Origin of the sequence: Fusobacterium varium (assembly GCA_021531615.1) — a bacterium.
In the GTDB taxonomy this organism is placed as follows: Bacteria; Fusobacteriota; Fusobacteriia; order Fusobacteriales; family Fusobacteriaceae; genus Fusobacterium_A; species Fusobacterium_A varium_C.
Genome location: JADYUE010000038.1, coordinates 1 through 22,560, shown reverse-complemented (window position 1 = coordinate 22,560; position 22,560 = coordinate 1). Strand labels below are relative to the sequence as shown.

Here is a 22,560-nt window from a genome sequence, read left to right as displayed (position 1 = left end):
CAGAAAGCCCCTTTATAACCTTCAAAATATAGCTTTCAACCTCTTTTTTTGCCTCTATAAATTTTGCTTTTTTTCTTATTTTTTTCACTTTTAAAGCCATTTTTCAACTCCTTTTTATAAAAAGTGTTACCATAGTGTTACCACTTTGTCACCATTTTTTGGTAACACCTGATAATATTGTTAATTTCTAATTATAAATCCAAATTCCAAAATGCAAGTGTTACCAAAGTAATTTCACTCTCTTTTAAAGAAATAATGATATTTTCTAAGCCTAAAAATCAAAAGTGTTACCAAAATTTCCACCCCCCTACCCATATTACAAATAAAATAATAGTATTTTCACTTTTTTGTTAAAAATTTTTCATTATTTTAAAAATATATATTTTTAAAACTATTCATCATCTTCAGAACAATTAGGAAAAATATCTATTGGTATAATCTCCACAGCATTTACAGTTTTTGTCTTTTTGCTATATTCATTTATAGGAAAACGAATATATACTCTATCATCCTCTTTTTTATTTATCTCATCCAATAACCAAGGATTAATATTAGAACAACTTGATAGCAATCTTATTTGATGTATTGTCACAGTATTTAAACTTTTTATATTATCTCTAAAAAGAAAAGCCCTCATCTTTATGAGGACTTTTAAAATTTTAAATTTATATACAATACAAAATGAAACTTAAATTATCAAAATATTTTTTGATTATTAAGTTTTCTATTAATTGTATTTTTATGAATTTTTTAATAAATTTTCTGCTAATGTTTTTTTAAGTGAAATGTAAAACAAAGATGAAAGTTAGATAAACTTCTAATAATTAAAAATCTATATTTTTATTATAGCCTATTACAACCATTAAATCAACTGTTTTTTTGATTTTTATTAGAATTTGAAATTATTTGAGTGGATTTGGTTAAGAGATAAGTTTTTTATTGAATTTTTGAAAAAATTATACTTAAATAGCGATTTCTTATAATTTTATGTTTTTAAATGAAAAAAATAAAAAAAATAGGTTGCTAAAATAACATTTATGGGGTATATACTATATTGAAGAAGTCTAAATTAACTGGGAGGAATTTATTATGTATGTTGATATCCAAAGAACAGAAGAAGCAACAGTTGAAAACAAATGGCAAGCTAACTTAGGATTTAGATGGGAATTCTAGGGTAAATTATAAAGGATCCTCAGTAGAGATACTGGGGATTTTTTGTGATTACATAACTATTGGAATTTAAAGCAATTATTGTATATTTCTTTTAAATAAAAAAATATAAAGTATTAAAGTTTTGTAAATTAAGTTGGTGAATATTTTAAATATATTTTTGTGTTGAAATAATAATAGAAGGTTATTTTTATTAAAAAAATTAAAAAAATCTTCTTACAGATTTTTAGTGTAATTTTATTCCAGTGTTCAAAGTCTTATAAAATGTGCTGTTTCAAAAATTTAATTTTTTCTTAGAGTGTTCTTACGATGTTCTTACGGGTAAAATATTAAGAGTAAAATCAGGGTTTCCAAAAATAGAGGAGCTTTAGTGACTACTATTTTTGAGATGCAGAAGTGGAAGAATGGAACTTCTGTAAACCTTATTAATTATAGATTTTAAAAATGATAACCAAAAAATCAAAAAGGGTTTGCAACCGAAATTGCAAACCCTTTTATCTATAAAATATCTTGGGGAAAGATTTTATATATATTATATACCATTGAATTGTGACAATTGTGTGACAAAGATTAAATTTTAATATTATTATTAAATATTTTGTAATTTTTTTAAAATAAAGTGTACTATTATTATATAATATTATTTATAGCTAAGCTTTCTTCTCAATCTTGTAAAGCATAGTGTATAGAAGTGGCACTACAAATAGAGTAAGCATTGTTGAAGCAGTCAGTCCAAACACTATTGTAATAGCCATATCCCCATAAAGTGGATCAAACACAAGTGGCAACATACCAAAAATTGTTGTTACAGATGCCATAGAAACAGGACGAATTCTACTTACAGCAGAATCAATTACAGCAATATATGGATCCTTTTTCTCAATGTTAATCTCATATTTAATCTCATCAATCAGTACAATAGAGTTCTTAATCATCATACCACTTAAACTAATAGCTCCAATTATAGACATAAATCCAAATGAACGTCCAGAAATAAATAACCCTGGAGCGATTCCAATAAATGAAAGTGGTAGAATAACAAATATTATAAATGGATCTCTTAAACTAGCAAATAGGAATACACATATAGAGAACATTATAATAGCTTGTAGTGGTACAGATGAAAGTACAGCAGAAACATTTTTATTTTGTTCATAGTATTCTCCACCCCATTCAAGTTTGTAATTTGCAGGGATATCTAACTTTTCAACCTCTTTTGCTATCATCTTTCTAATACTTTCAGCAGTTTGTCCATCTTTCACATCACATTGAACAGTAATTGTTCTAACTCTATTTCTTCTGTGAATTTCAGGATCTTCCCATTTAAGCTCCTCTTTTTCAATTATCTTATTAAGAGGTAGATTTTTCAATCCAAGCCCCCAAACAGGAATCTGCCCAATACTATTCACATCAATCTGTTGTCCACCAGATTTTTCTCTAATAACTATTGGCATAAGCTCTGTTCCCTCTTTGTACTTACCAATAGTAACTCCATCAGTTGCCTTGCTTATAGAATTAGCCACATCCATAGGAGAGATCATATTTTTTCTTTCAACATTTTGAGCAAGTTTAGGAGCCCAAGTTAAAACTTTGTTTTTCCAGTCAGTTTGAATATTTTCTGTGTGAGGTGTCTTTCTCATAATATCCATAACATCCTTTGAAAGCTCTCTCAATACATATGGATCAGCTCCAGATATTCTAAGCTCAACAGGGTATCTAGTAGGGATACCATTTACATATTTTCTAATCTCAACCCTTGCATCAGGGATATTTTCACTTACAAACTTCTTAATATTTTTTCCAACTCTATTTACACTATCCAAATCTTTAACAGCTACAATTATTTGTGAGAAACTTTCATTAGGTAGCTCTGGAATAGTTGCAACATAGTATCTTGATGGTGAGCCACCAACAGCTCCAGCAGCAACAGTTACATTTTCATCTTTTAAAATCTCATTTCCCACAATCTTACTTATCTCATTAGTTTTGTTCAGAGATGTTCCCTCTGGCAACCAAAGATTGACAACAAAACCTTTTTTGTCTGAATCTGGGAAGAATGTAATAGGCAATCTTGTAAATAGTATCATTGAAAATACAAATGCTCCAATTACGACACCTAGAGATAACATTCTATGTGCTAAAACCTTTTCTAAGAAATTGTGACAAAATTCAAAGAACTTCTCCTTTTTCCCTTTTTCTTCTCTCTTTTTAACTTGTAGGAAAAGATCACAGAACACAGGGATTTGAGTAAGAGCAAGTACCCAGCTAAGCCCCAATGAAACAGCCATTATCCAGAACAAGCTTGAGATATACTCCCCAGCATCTGTCGGCATCAAATACATTGGCAAGAATGCCATTACAGCTATAACTGTTGCTCCAAGTAGTGGAATAGCTGTTTTCTTAGCTGTTTTAGTCAATGAAGTGTATCTATCCTCACCTTTTTCCATATCTGCAAGAACCCCATCAACAATAACAATAGCATTGTCAACTAACATTCCCATTGCAATTATAAATGAACCTAGAGAAACTCTCTGCATATCCATCTTAACTGCTAACATATATATCAATGTACCTAAAATTGAAAGAATAAGCCCACTACCAATGATAAGTCCACTTCTCATTCCCATTGTAAATAACAGAACCCCAACAACTACCACAACTGATGCTACAAGGTTGCTTACAAACTGCCCAATAGCTGTTGTTACAAGCTCTGGCTGATAGTAGATCTTCTCAATCTCAATCCCCTTAGGTAGATTAGATTTTATCTCTTGTAACTTCTCCTCAATCTGTTTACCTGTATCAATTACGTTAGTACCTGTTTCAGGAGAGAGCATAAGCCCCATAGCCTCTTTACCATTATATCTCATTTTGTTTCTAATAGGTGTAACTTGAGATTTCTTTATAGTTGCAATATCTTTAAGAAGTACAACCTCTTCTCCACCTCTTAAATTATCTTTAGAGAAGATAACTAAGTTTCCAATATCATCTAAAGAGTTGAATCCCTCATTAATATTTACTCTTATTTTTAAATCTCCATGTTCCATACCACTGCTATATGCAGGAAGATTTTGAGATAGGAAAGATGCAACTATCAACTTTTCATTTATTCCAAGAGCAGATACTTTTTCTCTATCAATAAGTACCTCAACTGCTGTGTCCACTTTTCCATAAACAGTTGTTTTTGATACACCTGAAAGCCCTTGAAGTTCTCTTCTAATATATGTAACATAATCGTTAAGCTCCTCTGTTGAATATCCATCACTTGTAATAGCAAAGAACATTCCATATACATCTCCGTAATCATCCATTACAATAGATGGCAGTGCTCCAGTAGGAAGTTTACTCTGTACATCATTTATCTTCTTTCTAACATTATCCCAATATTGATCTATAACTTCAGCTTTTAGATCCTCTTTTAGCTTGATTTTAACCTCTGAATATCCAGCCTTTGACATACTCTCAATATATTCAGTATGCCCAATCTGTTGCAATGCACTCTCTATCTCATCAGTTACCTCAAGCTCAACTTGGTGAGGATTTGCTCCAGGATACAGAGTTAAAACAATAGCCTCTTTTACCCTAAATTCTGGATCTTCCAACTTCCCTAATTTCACATAGGAAAGTATTCCACCAACTATTAAAATCACTGTAAGATAGATAGTTACAACCCTATTTTTTATAGAATAATCAATTATACTCATCTTCCTCACCTCTACATTATATTTCCAACATTTGTTTTGCTAGGCTCAGGAAGAAGTTTAACCTTTTCTCCATCAACTATATTATTAACCCCTGCACTTATAACCTTATCATCTTTTTTTAGCCCCTCAAGAATCTCAATAGTTCCATCATTTTTAAGATTTCCTATCTTTACATCTTTGGCAACTGCTGTACCATTTTCAAATATATATACTTTGCTGCCATTGTTTTCAAATAGAGCAGTCACAGGGATAAAAATCTCTTTTCTATCATCAATGTTTGATTTTACAATAACCTTTCCACTACTTCCAACTCTAATATCATCTCCACCTTTTATCTCAAAAACTGCTGGATAAGTTATCTTTGCAAACTCTGGATTTTTTCCAATCTCTTTCAATGTCAAAGAGTAAGTTTTATCTGGAGTATCATTAGGAATAAAAAGAGCTTCAGAGATATTTTCTAAAAGTTTAATATCCTTACCAGCTACACTAATATTGATTTCTGGAGCTTTTTCAGCAGTGATTACAGCTATTGGAGTTCCTGCATTTACTACACTTCCAGCATCTACAAACTTTTTAGAGATATACCCATCATATGGAGCCTTTAACTGTGTATCTTTCAACTTATTAGTAGCATTTGCCACTCCTTGCTCAGCCTCTTTCAGCATAGAGATAGCAGCTTTCTTTTGAGCAGTTACCATATCAAAATTCTTTTTAGACATAGCCCCACCTTTATACATCTTTTCAGCTCTATTATATTGGAAAGTTGTATTATCACTGGCAGCCTTAGCAGCATCATACTTCTTTTTGTACACTTCAAGATTAACCTTGTAATCACGTGTATCCATTTCAGCTACAATTTCACCTTTTTTCACTTTCTGCCCTTGAGTTAAATTGATATTTGCCACAGGACCAGCTATTTTAAAGGATAGAATAGTTTCTTTACTAGGCACTGTAATACCTGAAAATACAATATCTTCAGTAGTTTGCTCTCCACCAGCAACTACAACTTTTACAGGACGAACTACCTCTTCAACTTTATCACTTTTTCCACATCCAGCTACTAACAACATAGCTGCTGCCACTATTAAAATCTTACTATTTAGTTTTTTCATCTTTTTTCTCTCCTTTAGCAAAAATATCTTTTCCAGTTAGCATATTGAGAGTAGCTAGGGAAACTCTATATTTATACTCTGCTTTCTCCTTTAAACTAAGAGCCTTTTCAAACTCAGCCACCCCTTGAATATATTCCCAATTATCTATAGAATCAGTTTCCTTTTCAAGTTTCTTTTGATTAAATCTACCTGTATTTACAGCAAAGTTTTTAAGAGCGATATCTCTCTCCTCTCTGCTGCTTTCTAAACTGTTGTAAGCATTTACAGTTTCAAAGATAACTTTCATAATCTCCTCTTCACGTTTTATAAAGGCGATCTCCTGATTTTTTCTAGCTTTTTTATACTCATTTACATTTTGGAAACCATTAAAAATAGAGAACATTCCCCCTAAAGTTCCCATAAAAAAGTCTGGATCTGTAAGGGCAGCATTACTTGTGTTAAAGTATCCACCAGTTAAAACAATCTTAGGTAGGAAGTTGCTAATAGCAATTTTAGTTACATCTTTACTTATATCCTCTGCTCCCTCTCTAATCTGTATAAGCTCACTATTTTTAAGAGACTCATAGATAGTTTCTTCCAATGTTGGGATCTTTACATCCTCATTGTATTGAGGTTTTTCAAGTTGAAAATCTAATAATGGGTACATATCTAAATTATTCATAAGGGACATCTTTGCTGACTGTAAATCTCTTGCATTTTGTTTTAAAGCATACTCTCTCATTTGGACAATTTGCTCAGTTCCCTCATATTCCCAAGGAAGTATTGCCTCTGCCTCTAAAGCTATTTTAGCACTTTTATTAAACTCTTTGGCAGATTCTAGCTCTTGTTTTAGATACTCCTTTTCAGATTCAAGGGCTAAAATATAGTGATATTGTCCAATAGTTTGAAGTTTTATCATCTTTTCTGTTAAATCTCTTGTTAGAGATGAGATATTTTCACCTTTTTGTCTAGCACTGTATAAAAACCAAGTTGCAGGGACAAAAATAGGCATTTGAGCATTTACACTGAAAAGAGAGAGGTTTTTATCTACCAATCTTGTTTCTAAACCAATATTAAAGGGAAGATTAATATTAAAAGGCAAACCAGTCAAACCTGCATCTTTTGCCTCACCCAGAATCTTATCATTTAACATTGTGTAACTATACCCCAAAGAGACTTTAGGTAGAAAATTTCCAAAAGCTATCTTTCTATCTAATTTAGCTATCTCCTGTTCAATTGTCTTTGTTTTTAAAGTGAGGTTTCTTTCAACACTTAATTGAATAGCTCTATCTAAAGTCAATGTATTGTTGTATTGTTGAAAATATTTTTTACTTTCATTTTCTTTATCAGCTAAACTCTTCATTCTAATTGCTTGTTTCTTTTCACTGTCCACAGAGCTACAAGAAACTAGCAAAATCGAAGAGATAATTATAAGCAGTTTATTCACTTTTTCCTCCTTAAAACTTTTATTTATAACTATAATATTATATTACAAAATTGTGACATTTTAGTGAATAACTTTTATTTCATTTATAAAAAAAGACATATTAATGAGAGAATTTGCATTTTATAAAAAATGTTTTTTTATCTTTCTAATGGAGAGGATCTATTAAATTTCATAATATAAGAAAGATTTTTTATTTAAAAAATAAAGAATTCGTGTTATAATGTGAACAATGAATTAAACAAGGAGATTTTTATGGAAATAAGAGAGGGCTTTTGGAAGATTTGGGGGAAATTTGTAGGAGTTTTAATTGGAATTCTGATCCTTTGGATAGCTTTAATATTTGTTTGTGATAAAGTTTTTGGAAAGAGTTTTGAAGAATTAAAATATATACACTATTTTATCTTTTTAGTGGTTATTTTAAAAGCTAAAAAGTGGTTTTTAAAGGAACTAGATATTGAATCAGAAGATAAAAAAGTCGAAGAAAATATGGAAGAAAATGGGGAAAGGGAAAATGAGCAATAAACAAGGAGAAAAAGGTATTAGAAAAGAGGAGTTTTTTAGAAAAAGAATGAGAAATGGACTCACTTATGTAGAAGAGGAAACAACACCATTTACAGGAATTTTTGTTTTTAAATATGGAAATGGAAAGATAAAAGAGTATGAGCCTTTTGTTAATGGAATAAAAGAGGGAGTTCATGAAAAATTCTATGAAAATGGGAATGTCAAAGAAACTAATACTTTTGTCAATGGTAGCTTAAATGGTGATTCTATCCAGTTTTATGAAAATGGAAATATGAAAGAATCAATGGTTTTTATGAAGGATAAATTTGATGGTGAATGGGTAAAATATTATGAAGATGGAACTATTAAAACTAGAGGACTTTTTAAAAATGGATCTTTAGAGGGAAATAGAATAACTTATTACCCAAATGGAGTTATAAAGGAGATCGCCTCTTTTAAAAATAATCTACTTCATGGAAAATCTAAAAAATATTTTGAAAGTGGAGAGATTGAACTTTGTGAAAGCTTTGAAAATGGACAACTTAATGGAGAGGCTATATACTACTATGAAAATGGTGAGATAAAAATTCGTGAAGAGTATAGAGATCAAGAAAAAAATGGTAGATATATAAGATATTATGAAAATGGCTCTGTCAATGCTATTGGAAACTTTAAAAATGGCAAACTTAATGGTGACTGGACAATGTTCTATGAAAATGGTAAATTGTTAGGAACTGCATATTTTGAGGATGGAGAGATAAAAAAAGAGAGATAATTTGCTTACTTAAAATAAGCTGAAAAATTAGGAGAATTTGCTTGATGCAGATTCTCCTTTTTATATGGTTGTGGAATTATTTAGCTATCTAATAAGTTATAGTAAATTTTTATTTTGTGTATTCTAAATACTCTTCTAAACTTTTAATAATATGATCATAGAAAAAATCATATGCAGGAGTATAATCTCCATAATAGCTTTTATCCAAAATTTGGTAGTATTCAAGTCTATCAATAGTAAGAATAGTTATTGGGGGATAACCTAGTTTTAAAAGTTCAAGATTTGTTATAAGTCTTGAAGTTCTTCCATTTCCATCAATAAAAGGGTGAATATTAATAAACTTACAAGTAAATTCTATTATTCTGTTTAAAGTAATTTTCTCTGAATGATACCATTTTAAAAGATCATACATTTGTTCTGGAATTAGATAGCTTGGAGTAACAGGATGAGTAGCTCCCCCTATTTCTACATTGTTAGTTCTATATCTTCCAGCATTAACTCTATCTATTCCATCTAAAATTATAGTATGAATAGATTTTATATCATACTCAGAAAGTGGAATATTTTTTAAATCCTCTATAAAATCCAAAGCTTCAGCATGATTTTTTACTTCAAGATGCTCTCTTAAAGTTTTTTTAGCCACAGTGATACCAGTTTCCAATATAACTCTTGTTTCCATTTCAGTAAGAGTGTTCCCCTCAATGGCATTTGAGTTATAGGTATTTTTTATAACATAATTTTCTCTTATTCTCTTAATTTCGCTTTGAGAAAGTGGACGTCTATTAGTTAACTCATTCTTCAAAGAATATATTTTTTCTAATTTATCCATTTTTCACCTCACTTTTTATTTTAACTATGTATATGCTTAAAGTTCATAAATTTATTATGTGGATATTATATAATTTATAATTATAATAACATTTTGTATTCTATAAAGCAATAAATTCATTTGTAAGAAACTTTAAAATTCTCTTTATAAGTATAGAATGTTTTAATTTAGTTATCTAATCAAGTCCGATAATTTAATTAAATATAAAAAATAATTTATAATTATTTAAAAACAAAACTTTAAAAAAGATTTGTGAATTTCTGAAAAAATAGGTATAATAAATGATGGGATTAAAATAAAAAAGATAGGAGAGTAATGATGAAAGACAGCTGGGGAAGAGAGATAGACTACCTTAGAATATCCTTAACTGAAAGTTGTAATTTAAGATGTATATATTGTATGCCTGAAGGAGTTGCATCTAAAGTTTGTGGTGAAACTTTAACAAAGGAAAATATTTTTGATATTGTTGAAGTAGCTGTGGAGCTAAATATAAAAAAGATAAGGCTGACAGGTGGAGAGCCTCTTTTACGTCAAGATATAGTTGAAATTGTACAAGGAATCAAAGATAGAGGGATAGAAAAGATATATATTACAACAAATGGAATCTTATTGCCTGAAAAGATAGAAAAATTAAAAAAAGCAGGTTTAAAAGGTGTTAATATAAGTTTAGATACTTTGAATGGGGAGCAATTTAATCTTATAACAAGAGGTGGAAATTTAGAAAGAGTTTTGCTAGGGATAGAGAAAGCTTTAAATTTAAACCTTGAAGTAAAAATCAATAGTGTTATTATGAAAGATATAAATGAAAATGCTATTGAAGGACTTGCAAAATTAACATTAAAAAACCAATTAGATGTAAGATTTATTGAACTTATGCCTATTGGGCAAGGAAAGAAATTTACTGGAATAAGCAATAATGAGATATATGATAGATTGGAAAAGACTTTTGAATTTGATAGAGATTATAAAGAGATAAAGGGTGTTTCAACTTACTATAAATTAAAAAATAGTAAGGGAAATATAGGGTTTATAAGTCCTATTAACAGTTGTTTTTGTGAGACATGCAACAAGATTAGATTGACTTCAGATGGGGTAATTAAAAGATGTTTAAATAGTAAGGGAAATACAAATATCAAAGAGTCTTTAGATAAAAATATTGAAAAAGAAAAGATAAAGGAAATTTTAGAGCAGGAGATTTTAAAAAAACCTGAAAAACATCTTTTTGGCAAAGAGAATAAAGATGAAGAGTTAAAAAATATGAATGCAATAGGAGGATAAAAGCAGATGACAGGAGAGGTTATAGCTGTTTGTATAAGTGAAAAAAAGGGAACTGAAAAGATAAATATTCACAGTTGTGAAGTGATAGAGGGATTTGGACTTAAAAATGATGCTCATGGGGGAAATTGGCATAGACAAGTAAGCTTATTATCTCATGAGAAGATAGAGGATTTTAAAACAAGAGGTGGCTTTGTAGAGAAGGGAGCTTTTGGAGAAAACATAATTGTTTCAGGAATAGATTTAAGAAAGCTACCAGTAGGAACAAAGATTGATATTAATGGAGTTCTTTTAGAAGTAACTCAAATTGGTAAAGAGTGTCACTCACATTGTGAGATTTTTCATAGAGTTGGAGAATGCATAATGCCAAAAGAGGGAATTTTTGCAAAGGTGCTAAAGGGTGGAGTTATCAGTGAAGGGGATAAGGTAACTGTTTTAGAGAAGTAGGAGATGAGGCAATGAAAATTATAGATACAAAAAATGCAGTTGGGCATGTGTTATGCCACGATATAACAAAGATTGTTCCTGGAGAGTTTAAAGGGGTTGCCTTTAAAAAGGGACATATAATTAGAGAAGAGGATATTCCTGAACTATTGAAACTAGGAAAAGATCATCTATATGTATGGGAAAAATCTGAAGGAACTTTACATGAAAATGAGGCAGCTATTAGGATAAAAGATCATGTTGCTGGTGAAGGATTGACATTTGGAGAGATAAAAGAGGGAAAAATAGATTTTTTTGCTGCTGAAGATGGGATAGTTTCTATTGATGTAGATGAGTTATTAAAGGCTAATTTAATAGGTGAGATAATAATCTCTACAATTCACAATAATACCCCTGTAAAAAAGGGAGAAAAGATAGCAGGAACTAGAATTATTCCCCTTGTTATAGATGAAAAAAAGATTGAGAAATTAGAGGAGATTTGTAAGAAAAATATAATCTCAATTAAAAAGATCTATCCTAAGAAAACAGCAGTAATTACAACTGGAAATGAAGTGTTCTATGGAAGAATACAAGATAAGTTTGGACCTGTTATAAAATCAAAGGTTGGAGAGTATAATTGTGAAGTAGTTTCACATGTATTTTGTCCAGATGATAAAGAGATGATAAAATTAGAGATAGAGAAAGCTTTAAATAGTGAGGCTGAACTTATAATTTGTACTGGAGGAATGTCAGTAGATCCAGATGATATGACACCAACTTCAATTAAAGAGGTTGGAGGGGAGCTTGTAACTTATGGTTCACCTGTACTTCCTGGAGCTATGCTTTTAGTGGCATACAAAGATAATAAGACAATTTTAGGGTTGCCAGGTTGTGTGATGTATGCTAGAAGAACTGTATTTGATTTAGTTTTACCAAGAGTGTTAGCAGAGGAGAAATTAACTTTTGAGGAGATTGCTAAATATGGACATGGAGGCTTGTGTTTAAATTGTGAAGTTTGTCACTTTCCACACTGTTCTTTTGGGAAATAAGTAAAGTTTTTTAATATATCATTAGATTTTAACAAAGTACCTTTATCAATTTTATATTATAAGGTAAATATTAGAGGGAATTATGAAAAAAATATTAATTTTAATTTTAGGTTTATTACTATCTGTTTCAGTTTTTTCAAAAGAGATTGTTGTAAGTGCAGCAGCTAGTTTAAAAAATTGTTTAGAGGAGATACTTCCTGAATATGAGAAATTAAGTGGAGATAAAGTTCTTTTAAATTTAGGAGGATCAGGAACTTTAAGAACACAGATTGAAAATGGAGTACCAGTAGATCTTTTTATTTCAGCAGATCAAAAAAATGTAAAAATATTAGTGGATAAAAATATGGTAAAAAAAGAAAACAGCTATGATTTTCTATCTAATTCATTGATTTTAGTGAAAAGTCCATATAGTAAAAGCAGTGTAAATTCAGTTGAAGGATTAAAAAATAGTGATGTTTATCTGGTAATAGGAAATCCAGATACAGCTCCAGTTGGAAACTATACATTGACAGCTTTAAAAAATCTTGAAATTTTAGATAAGTTAAATAGAGAGAAACTTGTCTATGCTAAAGATGTAAGTGCAGTAGTTCAATATGTTGAAATGGGAGAGGCTGATTTTGGAGTAATCTATAATTCAGATAGAAATAGAATGAAAAATCCAATAGTTGTAGAGGAGTTTCCAGAAAATTCATATGATAAAGTGATATATTCAGTAGCTATATTAAATAGTTCAGATGATGTAAAAAAATTATTTGAATTTTTAAGAGAGAATAAAGAAGTATTTAAAAAATATGGTTTTGTTGTGATGTAGTATGTATTTTGCAATAAAAAACTCTCTATTTGTTGTAACAATAGGAATTATTATAGCTACATTTTTAGCAACTTTACTTCTTTATATAAAAAGCTATCTTCCTCAAAGATTAAAGGTAGTTTTAGAGTTTTTTGTTACATTGCCTCTATTTTTACCACCATCAGTAACAGGATATTTTCTTCTTTTGGTTTTTGGTGTTCAAGGGGTAATTGGAAAATTTCTCTTTGAAATCTGTAATATAAGGATTACATTTTCAATATATGGAGCTATAATATCAGGGGTTGTTGTTGCTCTTCCAATAGTATATCAAAGTATAAATTTAGCCATTATCTCTATTGAAAAGGAGTATATAGAGGAGGCTATCCTAATGGGAACAAATAATTTTCAGCTATTTAGATATATTGTTTTTCCAATGGCAAAAAATGGTGTGATAGCTGGGATCATATTGGGAATGGGAAGAATTTTAGGAGAGTTTGGAGCTACTTTAATGGTGGCAGGAAATATTCCTCATAAAACTCAAACTATTCCAACTGCTATATATTCAGCTGTTGAAAGTGGCAATGACAGAGAGGCTACAATTTTAATATTGATATCTCTTTGGATAAGTAGTATTATAATGTGGCTATACAGTTTGCTAAAAAGAAGAAATCTAAAGTTAAAAGAGATAAATTTATAAAAACTATTGTTAAAAATAAATTTATATACTATACTTGTATTAAGTATAAAATATAAAGGGAGGTGCTTATACCAATAATTATTTTTTGACAGATCAAAGGATAGTTTTGTTGTGAGCACTTTTTTTATTACATATTGGCTATTTTAGGAGGGAGCTTATGAAATTAGCAGAGGCATTGAATAACAGAGCTGATTTAAAGAAAAGATTGTTTCAATTAAAAGAGAGACTTTTAAGAAATTCTAAGGTTCAAGAGGGAGAAGAGCCATCTGAAAATCCTGAAGATCTATTGTTAGAGGTAAACTCATGTTTAGCAGAACTTGAACTTCTTATAAAAAGAATAAATAAAACAAATAGCCATACTTTTTATGGAGAAAAAACTATTACTGATTTAATTGCTGAAAGAGATGTACTATCTTTAAATCTATCTATTAAGAGGGAATTTTTAAAAGATGCAAGTGAAAAGATAGATAGATACTCAAATACAGAGGTTAAGATTTTAAGTACAGTAAATATCAAGGAAAAACAAAAGGAGATAGATAAACTTTCTAAGATTTTAAGGGAAACTGATATGAAAATTCAAGAGTTAAACTGGACAACAGAGTTAGAGAATTAAAATATAAAGGTATTTATCAGGGTGAATGTTATCTCTAGTCGGTGGAGAAGGGAACTGACATTAAAAACATAATAGTCTTGACAGAGTGAGAGAATTGTTTAAACAGATACTCAGTATTGTTACATGGGTACAAATTATTGTTTACATTTTTTTACCAAACATTAACTGATAAATGGGTGGGATAGGGGAATTAAAAATTAAATTTAACAATAAAAAAAGAGTACTTTCTAGGAAGAACTCTTTTTTTATTTGCTTATACTCTATAATTTTTTACAACTTTCTCTAAAAACAAGTTTAGTAGGAATAGTTACTGAAACTGGAAATTGACGGTTAGTTTCATATCTATCTAAAATTAATTTTAAACCAAATGAACCTAAAAATTCTGAATCAATATGCACTGTTGAAAGAGAAGGGAAGGTAAATTCAGATGCAGGAATATCATTTATACTAAAAATTGATAGCATTTCAGGTATAGAGATTTTGTTCTCATGACAAGCTTTTATAACTCCAATAGCCAAAGAGTCATTTGCTACAAGTATAGCCTCAGGGACATTTCCATCATTTACCATTTTAGTCATAAGTTCATAACCTACATTGCTAGAAAACTCATTTCCCACATAAAGAGAATTAGTATAGTTTAAGCTATTAAGAATACAATAATTTACAAATATCTTTTCTCTCTCATCTTTGACATCTTCAAAATCTCTAGCTCCAATATAGCCAATTTTTTTAAATCCACATTTTCTAAAATGTGTAAGAATAGATTTAGTAATCTCTTCTAAATCAATGCTTATATTATCAAATTTTTCACTTTTTTTCTGTTGATCTAGTAACAAAATATTTGAAGTAAATTTTTCTAAAATTTCTAAGCTCTCATCACTAAATTTTCCTATAACTATTATTCCATCAACATCTTTTATTGTAGAAAAATCGTTTTCATAGAAAAAAGAGACGTTGACATTTTTTAAAGTAGCCTCATTTTTAATTCCATATTTTATTGAAAGATAGTATGGATCGTTGATCTCTTCCTTTTCAGAAAATGAAGATATAACGACAAAATTCCCATTTGATGCTGAAACATTTTTATTATTTTTTTTAGTAAATTTATAGTTCAATTGCTGAGCAACTTCTAAAACTCTTTTTTTTGTGCTTTCTTGTACATTAAGGGAAGAATCCTCATTTAAAATACGAGAAATAGTTGAAGGTGAAAGCTTAGTAATCTCACTAATCTCCTTTAAAGTAGCCATAATAATCCTCCTAATTTTATATAGGATATTATACCACAAAATGCAACAAAAAAGAAATTAATGTTTTTTAGTAAAAATTTAGTAAAAATTTTGTTGACTTTTTGTAAAAAAATTATATATACTTAAATCATAAAAAATATTTTAAAAAAGAACAAAATAAAAAATAAAAATACATGAGGTGAAAAGATGAAAAATAAAAATTGGGAAAATTTTAAAAAAACACATGAAAACAGATTAGCTCCAAGAGCATATTTCTTTTCTTATGATTCAATTGAAAAGGCATTAACTTATCAAAGAGCAAACAGTAAAGAGTTTATGTTATTAAGTGGAATGTGGTCTTTTAATTTCTTTGAAAACCCTATGTTAGTTCCAGAAGAGTTTTATAACTCTAAAATGGCAGATTGGAATAAAATAAATGTTCCAAGTATCTGGCAAATGGAAGGATATGGAAAATTACAATATACAGATGAAGGATTTCCTTTCCCTGTAGATGTTCCTTTTGTTCCAACAGATAACCCTACTGGAGCATATCAAAGAACTTTTTACTTAAATGATAATTGGACAGATAAACAAGTTTTAATAAAATTTGATGGAGTAGAAACATACTTTGAAGTATATATAAATGGAAATTATGTTGGATTTAGCAAAGGAAGTAGATTAACTGCTGAGTTTGATATTAGTAAATATTTAGTAAAAGGAGAAAACTTAATATCAGTAAAAGTTTTACAATGGGCAGATTCGACATATATTGAAGATCAAGATATGTGGTGGACTGCTGGAATTTTAAGAGATATCTACTTAATTGGAAGAGAGAAAGTTCATGTTAATGATTTCTTTATAAAAACAACTTTTGATGAAAAATATGAAGATGCGACACTTAGTTGTAATCTTACTTTAGAAAATATCAGTGAAAAAATCAGTAAAAATAACACTGTTCAATATAGATTGTTAGATGGAAAAGATGAGATATTTAAAGATAAGATAGAAAATATTGATATTGATTCTATAAAAAATATTCAAATAACAAAAGAGGTAAAAAACCCTAAAAAATGGGATGCTGAAAACCCTAACTTATATAACTTAATTTTAGAATTAATTGATGAAAATGGAAATGTAAAAGAAACTATTCCTCAAAGAGTTGGATTTAGACAAATAGAGGTAAAAAATGGAATTTTCTATGTAAATGGTAAATATTTAAAACTTCATGGGGTAAATAGACATGATGATGATCCTGAAAGTGGGAGAGCAATAAACATAGATAGAGCAGTAAAGGATATTGAGTTAATGAAACTTCACAATGTAAATGCTGTAAGAACTTCTCACTACCCTAACGATCCAAGATTCTATGAGTTATGTGATATCTATGGATTATTTGTTATGGCTGAAACTGACTTAGAATCACATGGATTTGCAAATATAGGAAATATCAGCAAAATAACAGATGATATAGAATGGAAAGATACTTATGTTGATAGAATTGAAAGACATGTTCATGCTCAAAAAAATCACCCAAGTATAATCATCTGGTCTTTAGGAAATGAATCAGGATATGGAGTAAATATAAGAGCTATGTATCACAAAGCAAAAGAGATTGATGATACAAGATTAGTTCATTATGAAGAAGATAGAGATGCTGAAGTTGTGGATATAATCAGTACTATGTATTCAAGAGTTCAAATAATGAATCATTTTGGAGAAAATCCACATCCAAAACCAAGAGTTATCTGTGAATATGCACACTCTATGGGAAATGGACCAGGGGGACTTCAAGAGTATCAAAATGTTTTTGATAAACATAGATGCTTACAAGGGCACTTTATTTGGGAATGGATCGATCATGGAATCTTAGATAAAACTATAAAAGATAAAAAAGTTTATAGATATGGTGGAGACTTTGGAGATTATCCTAATAATAATAACTTCTGTATGGATGGAATGTTACTTTCAGATCAAACTCCTACTCAAGGATTAACAGAATATAAGCAAGTAATATCTCCAGTAAAAATTAGAGAAAAAGAGATAGGAAAATATGAAGTAGAAAATAGATATTGGTTCTCTAACTTAGATGATATAACAATTCATGCACAAATAGTTGCTGAAGATGAAGTTTTATCAGAAAAACTATTTAAAATAAAGGGATTAAATCCAGAGGAAAAATCAGAGATAACAGTTGAAATTCCTGAAGATGAAAGAGAGATCTTTGTAAACTTTAGAGTTAAAAAAGATAGTAAAACTCTTTACTCTCAAGAAAATTATGAAATTGGAGTATACCAATTTAAACTTCAAGATAGAAAATTAGAGGAATTAAAATATGAAAATTATAACTCTGAAAAATTACAAGTTGTAGAAGATAGATTGGAATATAAAATAGTAGGGGCAACTTTCCAAGTGACATTCTCAAAGGTAAATGGAAAACTTACTTCTTGGATAGATAATGGAAATGAGATTATAGCAAGAACACCTAAAATCAATTTCTTTAAACCTATGATAGATAACCATGAACAAGAGTATGACGATTTATGGCATCCTAACCACTTACAAATTATGCAAGAACACTTTAGAAATATGGATGTTAAAGAGGAAAATAGAAAGGTTATAGTTGAAGTAAACTCTTTAATTGCACCACCTGTATTTGATTTTGGTATGAGATGTAAATATGTATATGAAATTGCTCAAGAGGGACAAATCAATATTACAGTTTCTGGAGAAAAATATGGAAACTATGATGATATAATTGCAAAAATTGGATTTGAATTAGGAATCAATAAAGATTTCCAAACTGTAAAATACTATGGAAGAGGACCTGAAGAAAACTATCAAGATTCTTGTAGATCAAATATTATAGGAGTATACAAAAACAGTGTTGATGGAATGTTCTTTAACTATCCATACCCACAAGACAATGGAAATAGACAAGATACAAAATGGTTCTCAATGACAAATCATTATGGAAAAGGAATCTTTGTTGTAGCTAAAGAGAGATTTAATTTTAGTGCATGGAACTATACACAAGAAAATATCCATGAGGCAACACATACAGATAAATTAGTTAAAGCTGACTATATAACATTAAATATAGATCATAAAGTATTAGGTTTAGGATCTAACTCTTGGGGATCAGAAGTTTTAGATAGCTATAGAGTTTTCTTTAGAGATTTTGAATATAGCTTCACAATATTACCATTTGATAAATGGAATAACAATGAAGTAACTCTATCAAAATTTGAATATTAATAGTAGGGAGGAAAAAATGTTAAGACTAAGCTCATTTGATGAATTTAAAAGTATATTTAGAACAGGAAAAAAATGGATAAGATGTGCTGAGGCAATCAATAATATTCCGAATATTCAAGAGAATGTATTTTATAGCATTGGAGATTCTCTAGCTTACATGATTACAGATTCTAAGAAAGAGGAAAAATTTTGTGGACACAGAAGATACATGGATATTTTCTACTACTTAGAAGGGGGAGAAGAGGTTGAAATTGCTCCTAAAAAAAATCTAGATTTAGTAGAAAAATATAGTGATGAAACTGATAGAGAGTTTTTTAATGGATTTGGGGAAAAATATGAAATTAAACAAGGGGAAATGGTTATTGTTGAAATTAATGAGGCAGTTAAATGTTCTGGTGGAGCTAAGAAATTAGTTATCAGAGTTACTGTTGAAGATAATTATTTCTTAAATAAATAGTTTGGAGGATAGAAATGACAGAGAGAGCAAGAATTGGAAAATTTGCACTGTTATCTATGACAATAGCTGCAGTATTTAATTTTAGAAACGTTGTCAATAACAATATAGAGATTGGAATGGCATCAGCAACTGGATTTTTATTTGCAACACTATTCTACTTTACACCATTTGTATTTATAATAGCTGAATTTGTAAGTTTGAATAAAGATTCTGAATCTGGAGTATATCAATGGGTAAAATCATCATTGGGACCTAAATGGGCGTTCTTAGCTGCTTACTCATATTGGTTTGTTAACTTATTCTACTTTACATCATTGTTACCAAGTATATTAGTTTATGCTTCATATACATTCTTTGGTTATGAATATGTTTTCTCACCAGTGACAGTATCAGTACTTTCAATTATAATATTTACGATTTCAACTTGGGTTTCTACAAAGGGAGCAAGTTGGATAGGGCATATCACAAGTTTTGGAAGTTCATTGATGTTAGGGACATCAATTATATTTATAATCCTATGTGGAGGGGCTTTACTTGGAGGAGTAGAGCCAGTTACTCCAATAACATTAGAAAGAGTAACACCAAACTTTAACTGGAAGTTTATGGGAACAATGGCTTGGATATTCTTTGCTGCTGGTGGTTCTGAATCTATCGGAGTATATGTAAATGACTTAAAAGGTGGTTCAAAGGCTTTTGTTAGAACAATTATTTTGGCAGGATTAACAATTGGAGGATTGTACTCAGTTGGATCACTATTAGTAAATGTGTTTACTCCTCGTGAATCATTGACATATACTTCAGGAATTTTCCAAGTATTTGCTGGATTAGGAACACATTTTGGTATCAGTGCTAAATTGATCTATCACTTTATAGGATTGGTTATGTTATCATCAGCTTTAGGAGCATTAATGATTTGGACATCTGCTCCAGTAAAAGTGTTCTTCTCTGAAATACCAGAGGGGATCTTTGGAAAGGAAACAGTAAAATTAAATGAACATGGTATTCCTGTAAGAGCAACATGGATTCAATTCTTCATAGTAATTCCATTACTTTTAATTCCATGTTTTGGAGTAAAAGATATTAACCAATTATTAGGAATAATTATAAATATGACAGCAGCTACTTCATTGATGCCACCACTTTTCATAATGTTAGCATACTTCAATTTAAGACTTAATAAAGATCATCTTGAAAGAAGTTTTAAAATGGGTAATAGAACAGTGGGATTATTTATAACAGGAGTTCTATTGATAATCTTTGCAATAGCCTTTGTTGCAGCAATTTTCCCAGAAGGACAAAGCATTGTATTAACATTGGTATATAATGTAGGAGGAGTTGTGCTTTTCCTAGGTTGGGCATTATGGAAATACAATAAATATGAGAAGAGCTTAAAAGATTAAACTTGTTAAATTAATAAAATGAGGCTGTTACAAATTGATAGTTTAAAATTGTCAATTTGTGCAGTCTTTTTTTAAACTTATAGATATAGAGGAAGTTAAAATGGATATAAGAGAGAGAATGAAAAATATGAAACTATATTATAGTAACGATGAGGATATAATGAGAGAGCAGTTAGAATGTTTAGATCTACTTTATGATTTTAATATGACAAGACCAAGTGAAATGAAAAAAAGAGAGGAGATAATGAAAAAATTATTGGCAGAAGTTGGAGAAAATTGCTATATAGAGCCACCTCTTCATGCTAATTGGGGTAAAAATACACATTTAGGAGATAGTGTATATGCTAATTTTAATTTAACATTGGTAGATGATACAGATATCTATATAGGAAATAATGTTTTAATTGGACCAAATGTGATTATAGATGCAGGAACTCACCCTGTAAATCCAATTATTAGAAAAAAACAGGCTCAATTTAATGTCCCAGTTTATATTGGAGATAATGTTTGGATAGGTGGTGGGGCAATTATCCTACCTGGAGTAAAAATAGGAAAAAATAGTGTAATTGGGGCTGGAAGTGTAGTGACAAAAGATATTCCTGAAAATGTAGTTGCTGTTGGTAATCCATGTAGAGTATTGAGAGAAATAGGAGAAAAGGATCTAAAATATTACTACAAAGAGTTAAAAATAGATATTGAATAGAGTTAAATACTATTATTTATGTATAAGGAAATTACAAATTAATTTATTTTTTGTAATATTAATTGACTTTTTTATCTACAAAATATATATATTATAATATAAAAAGTGTTGTTTAAAATGTGAAAATTATTCTTAACTAAAAAATAAATAAAGGGGTATTGAGTATGAAAAAAATTATTACATTATTAGCTATCATTGCTGCTTGTTCTTCATGTGCAAACTTAAATTCTAAAAATAGTGATACTACTTTGGATAGAGAAAGTTATAGTAATATCTTAAATATTCATGGAAATCCTAAAGAGTATACTTATTTTAAACCAATAAAAGAGACAGATAAAAGTGGAACAAACTATATCAATAGCTTTATTGATTTAGGGGCTTGGCATGGTTATTATCAACCAGATGTGAAAGAATACAAACTATATGGGGGATTTGCTGGACCTTTCTATATTGCTGAAGAGTATGCTGTGAACCTTTCAGATTCTTTTAATAAAATAAGTATTGAAAATGCTGTAACTAAAGAGAGATATGATCTTGCTAAAAGTGAGGCAACTTTTAACTACTATCCTGGTAAATTAGAGCAAAAATATGTTTTAAAAGATTTTACTTTAAAATTAGAACTTATATTTGTAAGTAATAGAAGTGCTTTAATAAAAAGTGAGATTATAAATATTTCTGGAAAAGAACTAAGTTTAAATCTTAATTGGACAGGAAATATGTATAATGAATATCAAAATTGGAGCGATAGCGAAAATAGATATAAGAGTACAAAACTAAATAATTCTCTTGAAAAAACTGGTACAGGAGTTAAAGTTAATTTTGAAAATAGAAGAGATACTTGGGACTATTTAATTAAAGATGGAGCAGAATTTAAAATAACACATAGTTCTAATGTGGATACAAAAATTGTTGGAGATAGTTATACTAGCCAATTAGATACAATCTCAATCTTGCCTAATAAAAACTTTACTCACTATATGACAGAAACTTTTACATTTACTGAAGTTGAGGCTGAGGAAGAAAATAAAAATATTAAAGAGGCTTTAAAAGATCCAGAAAAAGCTTTTGCATCTAATGAAAAAAGATGGAATGGATACTTAAATAGAGCTATTGACAAATCTGGTGAAAGATACAATAAAATTGCAGTAAAAGCTATTG

19 protein-coding genes are annotated in these 22,560 nt (G+C 29.4%); 13 read left to right on the top strand and 6 right to left on the bottom strand.

The window, feature by feature from the left end:
• Positions 1-391 precede the first annotated feature (391 nt).
• From I6E31_10180 to I6E31_10165, 4 genes are all read right to left on the bottom strand, one after another.
• A complete protein-coding gene (locus I6E31_10180) occupies positions 392-592 on the bottom strand; it encodes a hypothetical protein (protein MCF2640332.1) in 201 nt (66 codons plus the stop codon).
• Positions 593-1,820: 1,228 nt separating this feature from the next.
• Complete coding sequence (locus I6E31_10175) at positions 1,821-4,871, bottom strand: efflux RND transporter permease subunit (GenBank protein ID MCF2640331.1); 3,051 nt, start codon at positions 4,869-4,871, stop codon at positions 1,821-1,823.
• An 11-nt stretch (positions 4,872-4,882) separates the two neighbouring features.
• A complete protein-coding gene (locus I6E31_10170; GenBank protein MCF2640330.1) occupies positions 4,883-5,983 on the bottom strand; it encodes an efflux RND transporter periplasmic adaptor subunit in 1,101 nt (366 codons plus the stop codon).
• Complete coding sequence (locus I6E31_10165; protein MCF2640329.1) at positions 5,967-7,409, bottom strand: TolC family protein; 1,443 nt, start codon at positions 7,407-7,409, stop codon at positions 5,967-5,969. The genes I6E31_10170 and I6E31_10165 overlap by 17 nt, the downstream gene beginning before the upstream one ends.
• A 252-nt stretch (positions 7,410-7,661) precedes the next feature.
• Here I6E31_10165 and I6E31_10160 point away from each other — a divergent pair, with 252 nt between their 5' ends.
• Both I6E31_10160 and I6E31_10155 read left to right on the top strand, forming a co-directional pair.
• On the top strand, positions 7,662-7,931 hold the full coding sequence (locus I6E31_10160) for a hypothetical protein (GenBank protein ID MCF2640328.1): 270 nt from the start codon (positions 7,662-7,664) through the stop codon (positions 7,929-7,931).
• Positions 7,921-8,685: a toxin-antitoxin system YwqK family antitoxin gene (locus I6E31_10155; protein ID MCF2640327.1), complete on the top strand. Its 765-nt coding sequence runs from the start codon at positions 7,921-7,923 to the stop codon at positions 8,683-8,685. Before I6E31_10160 ends, I6E31_10155 begins: the two co-directional genes overlap by 11 nt.
• Positions 8,686-8,794: 109 nt before the next feature.
• Here I6E31_10155 and I6E31_10150 read toward each other — a convergent pair whose 3' ends face one another.
• Positions 8,795-9,514 carry a Fic family protein gene (locus I6E31_10150; protein ID MCF2640326.1) on the bottom strand — a complete coding sequence of 240 codons (720 nt, stop codon included), beginning with the start codon at positions 9,512-9,514 and terminating at the stop codon, positions 8,795-8,797.
• A gap of 318 nt (positions 9,515-9,832) precedes the next feature.
• Between I6E31_10150 and moaA the strand changes: the two genes are divergently transcribed.
• The 6 genes from moaA to I6E31_10120 all read left to right on the top strand — a co-directional run bounded on the left by moaA (position 9,833) and on the right by I6E31_10120 (position 14,361).
• A complete protein-coding gene (gene moaA, locus I6E31_10145) occupies positions 9,833-10,792 on the top strand; it encodes a GTP 3',8-cyclase MoaA (GenBank protein MCF2640325.1) in 960 nt (319 codons plus the stop codon).
• A gap of 6 nt (positions 10,793-10,798) precedes the next feature.
• Positions 10,799-11,236, top strand: a complete 438-nt coding sequence (locus I6E31_10140; GenBank protein MCF2640324.1) for an MOSC domain-containing protein — start codon at positions 10,799-10,801, stop codon at positions 11,234-11,236.
• 11 nt (positions 11,237-11,247) lie between these two features.
• Positions 11,248-12,261 carry a molybdopterin-binding protein gene (locus I6E31_10135; protein ID MCF2640323.1) on the top strand — a complete coding sequence of 338 codons (1,014 nt, stop codon included), beginning with the start codon at positions 11,248-11,250 and terminating at the stop codon, positions 12,259-12,261.
• Between the two features lie 82 nt (positions 12,262-12,343).
• The gene (gene modA, locus I6E31_10130) at positions 12,344-13,072 is read left to right on the top strand and encodes a molybdate ABC transporter substrate-binding protein (protein ID MCF2640322.1); all 729 of its coding nucleotides are present in this window, start codon (positions 12,344-12,346) and stop codon (positions 13,070-13,072) included.
• Position 13,073: 1 nt separating this feature from the next.
• Complete coding sequence (locus tag I6E31_10125; GenBank protein MCF2640321.1) at positions 13,074-13,748, top strand: ABC transporter permease subunit; 675 nt, start codon at positions 13,074-13,076, stop codon at positions 13,746-13,748.
• Positions 13,749-13,905: 157 nt separating this feature from the next.
• Entirely contained in the window at positions 13,906-14,361 is a 456-nt protein-coding gene (locus I6E31_10120) for a DIP1984 family protein (protein MCF2640320.1), read from the top strand.
• Between the two features lie 260 nt (positions 14,362-14,621).
• Here I6E31_10120 and I6E31_10115 read toward each other — a convergent pair whose 3' ends face one another.
• The gene (locus tag I6E31_10115; protein ID MCF2640319.1) at positions 14,622-15,608 is read right to left on the bottom strand and encodes a LacI family DNA-binding transcriptional regulator; all 987 of its coding nucleotides are present in this window, start codon (positions 15,606-15,608) and stop codon (positions 14,622-14,624) included.
• Between the two features lie 186 nt (positions 15,609-15,794).
• On the opposite strand from I6E31_10115, the gene ebgA reads away from it, so the two are divergent.
• From ebgA to I6E31_10090, 5 genes are all read left to right on the top strand, one after another.
• Entirely contained in the window at positions 15,795-18,842 is a 3,048-nt protein-coding gene (gene ebgA, locus I6E31_10110) for a beta-galactosidase subunit alpha (protein ID MCF2640318.1), read from the top strand.
• 16 nt (positions 18,843-18,858) lie between these two features.
• A complete protein-coding gene (locus I6E31_10105) occupies positions 18,859-19,299 on the top strand; it encodes a beta-galactosidase subunit beta (protein MCF2640317.1) in 441 nt (146 codons plus the stop codon).
• 14 nt (positions 19,300-19,313) lie between these two features.
• Positions 19,314-20,699, top strand: coding sequence for an amino acid permease (locus I6E31_10100; protein ID MCF2640316.1), 1,386 nt, complete (start codon positions 19,314-19,316; stop codon positions 20,697-20,699).
• A 100-nt stretch (positions 20,700-20,799) separates the two neighbouring features.
• Positions 20,800-21,402 (top strand): sugar O-acetyltransferase, encoded by a 603-nt coding sequence (locus I6E31_10095; GenBank protein ID MCF2640315.1) that lies wholly within the window; start codon positions 20,800-20,802, stop codon positions 21,400-21,402.
• A gap of 164 nt (positions 21,403-21,566) precedes the next feature.
• The coding region (locus tag I6E31_10090; GenBank protein ID MCF2640314.1) for a hypothetical protein at positions 21,567-22,560 on the top strand (994 nt) is incomplete at its 3' end.